The following is a 3,480-nucleotide window of genomic DNA, read 5'->3' as shown; positions in this document are numbered from 1 at the left end:
GGTACACCACGCACCAGAAACCAGCGATATTCCCCGTCAGCGGCGCGACGGAACCGCGCCTCGTCTTCGAAAACCTGTCCGGTTGCAACAGAGATGCGCCACTTCTCGGAATGGCGCACAAGATCCTCGGGATGGATCGCACGCTGCCAACCTGCGCCTGCAGTCTCCTCGACAGAAAGCCCGGTGTATTCAGTCCAGCGCTTATTTACAAATGTGGAGAAGCCGTTAGGCAACGCGGTGAAAGTCATCGCCGGAATTGTTTCCACAACGTCCCTCAGTTTTTTTTCTTGACCCTTAAACTGATCGACGCGCCATCGATATATGCCGGCCAGCAGCAAGCCGATCACAGCTAGTGCGCTCAGTCGAAACCAAGTTGTTTCGTAAAAGTAAGGCTTCTGTGTGACGTTATAGAAAATGCCGGCCTGATCCCATACTCCGTCGCTATTGCAAGCTCGCACATGGAATTGATGAGTGCCGGGGGGAATACCGCTATAAACGGCGGTAGCACTTGAATCCGCGTCCAGCCATTCGCGGTCTACGCCATCCAGTCGGTATTGCAGTCGAATCGCTTCTGGCGATGCCAATTCGATGGTGTCGAAATGCAATTCCACGTGGTTTGTGCCGGCCGGCAAGATCAGTTCCCGGCCGGGTGACTGGACGGTCTTGCCGATCACAATTCTCTCGATGAAGATGGCAGGTTTACGGTCAGTATGACGGAGCCGGGAGAATTCAAGCATAGCGATACCTTGCTCCGTTGCTACCCAAAGCCGGCCGTCGTTGGTGACGGCCATGTTCCGAAACCCGCCGCTGCATTGCGTGGAGTTCATCCCGTCCGCGCGGTTGAAGAGAGTGTACTCCGGAGGCGCGTCTCGTTCGTGCTCCCACTTCTGAAGGCTGTCCGGCATGGCCCGGTAGATGCCGTCTCCGCACAACCACAGATTTTCCGGGGATTGGGCCATCCCTGTAATCCTGGGGGCGCCATTGAGTCGGACGACCCGATTTTCCTGAATGTGGAACGATGCCCCGGCGGGCCCAAATGCAAAGAGGTGTCCAAATCGATCCTCTCCAAACCCAAATCGTCCCGCCTCGGTGGGGAAGCTGTCGGCCGTCAAGACGGCGACGAAGCGGTCGTTCTTCAAGCGATCGATTCCCTTGGTCGTCTCGACCCAGAGCACGCCCCGGCGATCCTCATAGGCAGACAGTAGGCTGTTGCTCGAAAGCCCGTCGGCGGTAGTAAATCTGCGAACCTGGCCGTCCGCAACGCGGTCGAGCCCCCCATCACTATAGGCAATCCACAGTGGACCATTCTTGGCGGGCACAATGGCCGTGACAACGTGGTTCGTCAGCCTGTCCGGTGCTGAGACCTGAATGAAGTGTCCATTCCGGAAACGGGAAACGCCACCGCCGTGTATGCCGAGCAAAATATCATGGTTGCGATCTTCGGCAAGGGAAAACACACAGGAGTCGAGGGCATCTTTGTCCACGTATGTTTGGAAGCGGCGTCCGTCGAACCACGACAGACCGCCGCAATAGTTGGCGACCCACAGCTTGCCGTCGCTGGCTGCTAACACTGCCATGGGCTTACCGGGCGGCAGACCGTCAGCAGCAGTGAACATTTTCACGGCTTGACTCTTTAGGCGAAAAAGTCCCCGGGTCCTCGTGCCTATCCACAAATCGCCGTCGCGGTCAGAAGTCAGATACTGGGCATTGACATCAGACACGATCAGTTGCCGGCCGGTGGCGGTCGCCTGATACAAGTCGCCAGATTGAGCGAACCGGACATTGCCCTGCGGGTCTTCATACAGGTGGAAGACGACATTTGGGTCGCCATACCCGCCGTACGGCTTCAGTCGCTCAATCGAGCCGCCTCTCTCCCGCGCCACGCCCGCCGCCGTACCGTACCAAATCGTGCCTGTGTGATCTTCAAGAACTTGAAAGATCCCATGCGGGACCACGCCCAATCGGGCCGGCAAGTCCGGATGCCGAATGATCTGCTTGCCATCCCATTCTACGAATCCTTTGGAAGTAATTACCAGAAGGTTACCGTTGGAGGCTTCCTCGATGCGGGAAGTCCACAACTCCGGAATGATCGTTGAAAACCTGCCGTGGTCGAAGCGGTAGAGCCCGGTGAGCGTACCCACCCAGAGATCGCCGTTCCGGCTGAAGTGAAGGCTTTGGACCGAATCGCCATCGCCGGAACCAGGATGATAAAGAGTGGCGACAGTGTGGCCCAGTTCACCGGAACCGCCACTCGAAATTCTTGCCAGGCCGCCTGGGGTGCCCACCCAAAGAGCGCCATCCGGCGCTTCCGCAAGCGCTCTTACAAGAATAGGCGAATCTTGTGGCAGAAACTTGATAGGCGTGAAGTGCCGCCCGTCAAAGCGGAGGAGCCCCTCCGCTGTGCCGATCCATAGAAAGCCATCTCGCGTTTGCAATATAACGTTCACCTCATTCGATAAAAGCCCATCTTCAACGGTGAAGTTTTTGCTAACGTAGCCGCTGGCAGGTTCTGGCAGGTCAAGCGCCCACGCCCGGTTGCCGATGCTAACGAGCAGCGCGACAAATACGCAGACTACCCTTACTGAGACGTGCAAAGGAAGCTTAGAGCGGGGCAGCTGTCGAAGTTCGGCTACCATCGTACTGCCTCCAGTTTAGTCGTCTTCGCCCTGCACATCGCCGGCCAAGACACAATGCGCGAAGCAGCCCGCGCTGGTTCAGCGTGAAATGGAGCGTTGGGACCATCCGAGCTTTCCTCGATTCGGCTGGTCATGTCGTGCGGGATAATCGAAGAGAAGTTACCCCGATCGAATCGGTACAGTCCTCCGCTGGTTCCTACCCACGTTCCGGCGCGGCTCCGGTGAATGCATAAGATCTGATCACTCTGACCCACACCCACGTGATACATGGTCACAAGCGCGCGATCGAAGTGATCCAGAGCAGCGCTCGGTATACGCGCTAGACCGGCGTCGGTTCCGACCCAGAGGTCGCTTTCCGGGGTCGTCAATAAGGACCACACCGGGATTTGCTGTGCCACTCCGCGCCCAATGTTTATCGGCGTGAAACGCTGTCCGTCGAACCGGGCTAGTTCCGCTTCAGTCCCGAGCCAAAGGAATCCATTCTGGGTTTGTAGAATGGCATGCACTTCGTTGGCAGGAAGCCCGTCTTCAATGGTGAAATTCTTGCGGAGATAGCTGCTGGCTGGCTGGCTCGGGTCAAGTGCGAGCCCACGGCACGTGGCGATCATGATGACGACAGCACAAACCGCAGTTGACTGAAACTTGAGTTTTCGTTGCATGCGGCGGCTATGGCCGACTTCTGGGATGCAGGAAAGCGGAACTCCGTGTTTCGAGTCAGGCTTTGCAAGATCGTTCATATTCCTAGGCCTCGCCCATCGCTAGCTATGCTTCGAACGGCGGCGCGATGTTAGTGGCTCAGGCAACCAAGGGCGATGACTCCGTGACCTGGATTGGCCAGAGATCG

At 57.4% G+C, this 3,480-nt stretch carries 2 protein-coding genes; both read right to left on the bottom strand.

Translation table 11 applies throughout. The features are described from left to right. On the bottom strand, nt 1–2,636 hold a 2,636-nt coding region (locus Q363_RS30930), incomplete at its 3' end, for a two-component regulator propeller domain-containing protein (protein ID WP_035358456.1). Further along, nucleotides 2,630–3,373, bottom strand: a complete 744-nt coding sequence (locus tag Q363_RS30925) for a ligand-binding sensor domain-containing protein (protein ID WP_035358454.1) — start codon at nt 3,371–3,373, stop codon at nt 2,630–2,632. The genes Q363_RS30930 and Q363_RS30925, both read right to left, overlap by 7 nt. Nucleotides 3,374–3,480 lie beyond the last annotated feature (107 nt).

This window comes from Edaphobacter aggregans DSM 19364 (assembly GCF_000745965.1).
Taxonomy (GTDB): Bacteria; Acidobacteriota; Terriglobia; order Terriglobales; family Acidobacteriaceae; genus Edaphobacter; species Edaphobacter aggregans.
This window is presented reverse-complemented; position numbering and strand designations above follow the sequence as displayed.

Coding starts and splice junctions, on each gene's coding strand:
- Q363_RS30925 (WP_035358454.1), bottom strand. CDS start 3,373: ATGAACGATCTTGCAAAGCCTGACTCGAAACACGGAGTTCCGCTTTCC.